Origin of the sequence: Streptomyces sp. NPDC059853, from assembly GCF_042731495.1 — a bacterium.
Taxonomy (GTDB): domain Bacteria; phylum Actinomycetota; class Actinomycetes; order Streptomycetales; family Streptomycetaceae; genus Streptomyces.
In genome coordinates, this window is record NZ_JBHWJL010000342.1 from 1 (window position 1) to 5,084 (window position 5,084).

The window sequence follows — 5,084 nt, forward strand, 5'->3', positions numbered from 1 at the left end:
GGCGCAGTCGTGCAGCACCTCGTAGTTGGGGTCGGAGGTCACCCAGCCGGCCGGGAGGGCGAGCGCGCCGGCGGCGGCGCCCTTGAGGAGATTCCTGCGGTTGACCATGCGGATCACACCTCACCGATCTGGACGGAGACGTAGTCGACGAGCAACGAGTGGCCGGGTTCGGTCGCGGCGGTGGGGGTGGGGAAGCCGGCCACCCCGTCCGGGAAGGCGCCGCCCATGGCCAGGTTCAGCAGGACGAAGTGGCCGCGGTGGACGGCGTCCGCCCAGGTCTGCGCGTCCATGTCGGCGGAGCTGACGGAGTGGTACTCCTGGCCGTCGAGGTACCAGCGCAGGTACTCGGTGTCGCCGGTGCGGTCGACTTCGAGGGCGTAGGTGCGGAAGTCCGCCCGGCAGCCGGTGCACGGGGTGGCGGCGCCGAGGCCCTCGGTCTCGTTGCAGGGGCCGCCGGGGTTGACGCCGCAGTGCAGGACGCCCCAGACCTGGTCGACGCCGTTGACGTTCTCCATGATGTCGAACTCGCCGATGCCGGGCCAGTTCCAGTAGTCGCCCCGGTAGTCGGCGCCCAGCGTCCAGAAGGCCGGCCAGTAGCCCAGGGCTTGCTCGCCGGTGACGTCCGGCAGCCGCAGACCGGCCTCGATGCGCAGCAGGCCGCCGTCGGGGGCGGCGAAGTCGGAGCGGCGGCTCTCGATGCGGCCGGAGGTCCAGGTGTCACCGTCCTTGAGCGCGGTGATGCGCAGATGACCCTCGCCGTCCAGGGAGATGTTGGCCGGGTCGTCGGTGTACACCTGGGTCTCCCCGGTGCCCCACTGGGGCGGCCCGCCGGGGTAGCCGGTGCCGGTGTCGATGATCCAGTCCGCGGTGTCGGGCAGGGTGCCGGCCGGCCCGTCGAAGTCGGCGCGCCAGACCTCGGCCAGGGCGGCGGGTTCCTGGGCGGTGGCGGTCGGCAGCAGGACGGCGACGGAGGCCGCCAGTGCGGTACAGGCCGCCGCCCCGGCCGTGAGCCACCTGGCTTTCTTCATGCTCATGACAGTACGTGTCTTCCGTGTGGGGGTGCGGTATGACGTCGGACAGGTCCCGTGGGGGGATTGGCTGAGAGCGCTCTCAGAGCGTTGCCAAGCACCTTGCCGGGACCGGACGGTACGGTCAAGGGCCCGCGACTCAAGAGGACCTTAAGTGTCAGAACATCAGCCCACACTCGAAGCCGTCGCCGCCCACGCCGGAGTCTCGCGCGCCACCGTCTCCCGGGTGGTCAACGGAACGCCCGGGGTCCGGGAGGAGTTGCGGGAGCGCGTCCGGCGGTCGGTGGCGGCGCTCGGGTACGTCCCCAACAGCGCCGCCCGCTCCCTGGTCACCCGGCGCACCGGGGCGGTGGGCGTGGTGATCGCGGAACCGGAGTCGCGGGTCTTCGCCGACCCGTTCTTCGCCCAGCAGTTGCGCGGCATCGGCCGCGAACTGGCCGCCCACGACACCCAGCTGCTGCTGATGCTCGTCGAACGGCCGGGCGACGACGACCGGATCGGCCGCTATCTGGCGGGCGGTCATGTGGACGGCGTCCTGATGTTCTCCCTGCACAACGACGACACCCTCCCGGCCCTGGCCCGCTCCTCCGGGCTGCCCACGGTCTACGGCGGCCGGCCGGGCTGGCCGGCCGCCGGGACCGGCCCGGCCCCGCTGTACGTCGACACCGACAACCGCGACGGGGCGCGGCAGGCCGTGGAACATCTGCTGGCCCGCGGCCGGCGCCGGATCGCCGTGATCACCGGACCGCTGGACCAGACCGCCGCCCAGGACCGGCTGGCCGGCTATCTGGACGCGCTCGGCCGCACGGAGGCCGACCCCGCCCTGCTGGCACACGGCGACTTCACGGCGCGCGGCGGGGAGGCGGCGATGGCCCGGCTGCTGGAGAGCGCCCCCGACCTGGACGCGGTCGCCGCGGGCAACGACCTGATGGCCACCGGCGCCCTGCGCACCCTGCGCCGGCACGGCCGTCGGGTGCCCGCGGACGTGGCGGTGACCGGCTACGACGACCTGGAACCGGCGGCCTGGGCCGAACCGGCCCTCACCACGGTCCGCCAGGACGTCCAGCTGATGGGCCGCATGATGGCCCAGCTGCTGCTGCGGGAGCTGACCCCCACCCCGGCATCGCCGGATACGGACACCCGCCCGCCGGCCCCGATCGTCACCCCGGCCGAACTGGTGGTGCGCGCCTCGTCGTAGCTCCCCGGGCTCAGTGGTAGCGCGAGGAGGCGGGCAGATAGTCGGGACCGTCGCACCAGTCGGCGATGTCCTCCTCGGCGAGCAGCGCGGTGACGACGTCCTCCACCTCGGCGGGCTTGAGATGCGCCCGCCGGGCGATCTCCCGAGGGCTGGCTCCGCGCTCATGCGCCCGGAGGACAGCCAGGTCACGGTCGGCGCTGGCGTCGTCGACGACGTGGCTGAGCCGCTGAATGCGGTCGAGGTAGTACGCGGCTGACCCCGGGTAGCGGGGGCCGATGCGCCCTCACTCATGATGATCCGTCCTTCGGGCGTCGGGGAAACACGTCGGTGCCGGGCCCACCCGGTTCCGGAGGCGGGCGCGGTGGAATCAGGACCCGAGGCCCATCGGAGGACAGGTGCCAGCACTTGGCTGACGTCACGAACACCAGAGCGAGAACGAGAACCGCATCGAGGAGTGGGTGGGGCAGCCGATCGAGTGGGAAGAGGAGATCACCGCGGCGACCCCGAGCCCGTCCGAGGCCACGGCACTTCTGCTGCCGCCCGGCGTTCCGCTGCTGCGGGTGATCCGTACCTCGACGGTCCGGGTGGAGGGGAAGACCCTGATCGCGGAGGTCAACGACATCCGGATGTCCGGGGAACTGTTCAGTGTGAAGTACCCGCTGACCCGGCGGGGCGCGGCAGCGTGGCCCGTCGCCCCGGCAACCGCCGACTTCTACCAGGGCTGACCCGCGTCGCCGGGGATCACCGGGTACCGGACAGCTCGTCGTACACGCTCAGCACCTGCGCCACCGTCGTGTCCTCGGTCGGCCAGGAGCGGGCCCGGGCGCGGCCCGCCAGGGTGAGGGCCGCGCGCCGGCCGGGGTCGGCCAGCAGGGTGCGGACCGCCGCCGTCAGGGCGGCGACCTCGCCGTAGGGGACCAGCACCGCCGCGTCGCCCACCAGCTCCGGTACGCCGCCGACCGCCGTGGCCACCAGCGGGACGCCGCCGCGCAGTGCCTCCTGGGCCAGTTCCGGCCTGGCCTCCCAGCGCGGCGCGGCGAGCGCGACATCCGCCACCGGCAGCAGCCGCCGTACGTCCTGGGCGCGGTCGAGCAGCCGGACCGGCAGGCCCTCGCGTTCGATGCGGCGCTGCCACACCGGGCGCTGCGGCCCCTCGCCCGCGATCACCAGCAGCGGCTGGGGGTCCAGCCACCGCCAGCCGCGGGCGGCGGCCAGCAGCATGTCGTGGCCCTGTTCGGCGACGAGCAGCGGCCGGTCGACGACCCCCAGCTCGGCCCGTACCTTGTGCGGCTCGCTCTCCTGGCTGCGCGCCGTGCGCTGGGCGGGGAGGGCGACGGGGGCCAGCCGGGCGTCGCGGGCTCCGCGCCGCCGGGCGCGGTCCACCAGGTCGGAGGTGGCGCCCAGGACGACGGAGGCGGCGCGGGCCACCCAGCGCTCGGTCAGCCGTCGCAGCCGCTCGCGGACGCCCTGGTCGGCGGGCCGGGCGTGCCAGGTGACGACCAGCGGGACGGAGCGGCGCCGCAGGGCCAGGGCGGCGACCAGGCCGGCGCGCATGCCGTGGGCGTGCACGAGGTCGGCGTCGCAGCAGATCGCCCGCAGGGTGCGGACGGCGTCCGCCTGGGCCCGGACCGGCAGCGGGATGAAGCGGGCGCCGGTGCCCCCGAAGTCGTACCGGCGCTCGGCGTACTGAGAGGCGCACACGGTGACCCGCACGCCCCGGGCGTCGAGCCCGGCGGCCAGGGACCGCACGTGCGCCCCCGTGCCGGCGCTGCCACCGCCGAGCAGCTGCACGACATGCAGCTGCGGGGGACGTCCGGCCGCCGGCGGCACCACGGGCATGGCGGCCACGCTCCTCTCCTCGGCTGTGTGCGGGGTCACGTCGCGGTCACGCACCGCGCGCGGCGTCCAGAATGCCAGTTGGCGGCGGCATCGCGGTAGCGCGCGCCACTCTCCTGGACTATCCGCGGCGGCCGAGGCGTGCGGCGGTCTCCAGCAGTTCCTCGGCGTGCGCGCGGGCGAGCGCCGAGTCCTCCTGCCCCGCCAGCATCCGCGACAACTCCCGTACCCGGCCCTCCCCGTGCACGGACTGCACCCCGCTGCGGGTCACCGAGCCGTCGCTGGTCTTCTCCACCACCAGATGCCGGTCGGCGAAGGCCGCGACCTGCGGCAGATGTGTGACGACCACCACCTGCGCGGAGTCGGCCAGCTTGGCCAGCCGGCGGCCGATCTCGACCGCCGCCTTGCCGCCGACACCGGCGTCCACCTCGTCGAAGAGGTAGGTGGGCACCGGCGCGGAGCCGGCGAACACCACCTCGATCGCCAGCATCACCCGGGACAGCTCACCGCCGGAGGCGCCCTTGGCGATCGGCCGCGCGGGGGCCCCGGGGTGCGGGGCCAGCAGCAGCTCGACCTCGTCCACGCCGTGCGGACCGTACGCCACGGTGCGCCCGCCGACCTCGACGCCCTCGGCGGGCAGCGCGGCGTCGGTGTGCCGCAGGGCCACCTCGATCCTGGCGTGCGCCATGGCCAGCTGGGTCAGCTCCTCGGTGACGGCCTCGCCGAACCGCTTGGCGGCCTCCGCCCTGGCCTCGCTCAGCCGCTGCGCCAGCACGCTCAGCTCCGCCCGCAGCGCGTCCCGCTCGGCGGTCAGCTCGGCGATCCGCTCGTCGTCGCCCTCCAGCTCGGCGAGCCGGGCGGCGCTGCCCTCGGCCCACACCAGCAGCGCCGAGCAGCCGTCGCCCGCCGCCGTCTCCTCGGGGCCGCCGCCGTACTTGCGGATGAGGTGGGCCAGGGTGGCGCGCCGTTCCTCGACGGCGGCCAGCCGCAGCGGGTCGGCGTCCAGGCCGTCGGCGTAGGAG

At 74.7% G+C, this 5,084-nt stretch carries 5 protein-coding genes and 1 pseudogene; 2 read left to right on the forward strand and 4 right to left on the reverse strand.

The features are described 5' to 3' along the window. The coding region (locus ACFV5N_RS24465; RefSeq protein WP_385603748.1) for a twin-arginine translocation signal domain-containing protein at positions 1-108 on the reverse strand (108 nt) is incomplete at its 3' end. 5 nt (positions 109-113) lie between these two features. Further along, positions 114-1,028 carry a glycoside hydrolase family 16 protein gene (locus tag ACFV5N_RS24470; RefSeq protein WP_385603739.1) on the reverse strand — a complete coding sequence of 305 codons (915 nt, stop codon included), beginning with the start codon at positions 1,026-1,028 and terminating at the stop codon, positions 114-116. 154 nt (positions 1,029-1,182) lie between these two features. Between ACFV5N_RS24470 and ACFV5N_RS24475 the strand changes: the two genes are divergently transcribed. Together ACFV5N_RS24475 and ACFV5N_RS24480 are read left to right on the forward strand one after the other, a co-directional pair. Continuing rightward, positions 1,183-2,226 carry a LacI family DNA-binding transcriptional regulator gene (locus ACFV5N_RS24475; RefSeq protein ID WP_385603742.1) on the forward strand — a complete coding sequence of 348 codons (1,044 nt, stop codon included), beginning with the start codon at positions 1,183-1,185 and terminating at the stop codon, positions 2,224-2,226. 458 nt (positions 2,227-2,684) lie between these two features. After that, positions 2,685-2,951 carry a hypothetical protein gene (locus ACFV5N_RS24480; protein WP_385603745.1) on the forward strand — a complete coding sequence of 89 codons (267 nt, stop codon included), beginning with the start codon at positions 2,685-2,687 and terminating at the stop codon, positions 2,949-2,951. A gap of 16 nt (positions 2,952-2,967) precedes the next feature. Here the strand turns inward: ACFV5N_RS24480 and ACFV5N_RS24485 are convergent, their stop codons facing one another. Further along, entirely contained in the window at positions 2,968-4,065 is a 1,098-nt protein-coding gene (locus ACFV5N_RS24485; protein WP_385603751.1) for a glycosyltransferase family 4 protein, read from the reverse strand. A 118-nt stretch (positions 4,066-4,183) separates the two neighbouring features. Continuing rightward, positions 4,184-5,084, reverse strand: a pseudogene (locus tag ACFV5N_RS24490) (DNA repair protein RecN); the annotation flags it as partial.

What these genes read in the sequence shown, in the direction of transcription:
- ACFV5N_RS24470 (WP_385603739.1), bottom strand. Translation starts at nt 1,028, where the DNA reads ATGAAGAAAGCCAGGTGGCTCACGGCCGGGGCGGCGGCCTGTACCGCA.
- ACFV5N_RS24485 (WP_385603751.1), bottom strand. Translation starts at nt 4,065, where the DNA reads ATGCCCGTGGTGCCGCCGGCGGCCGGACGTCCCCCGCAGCTGCATGTC.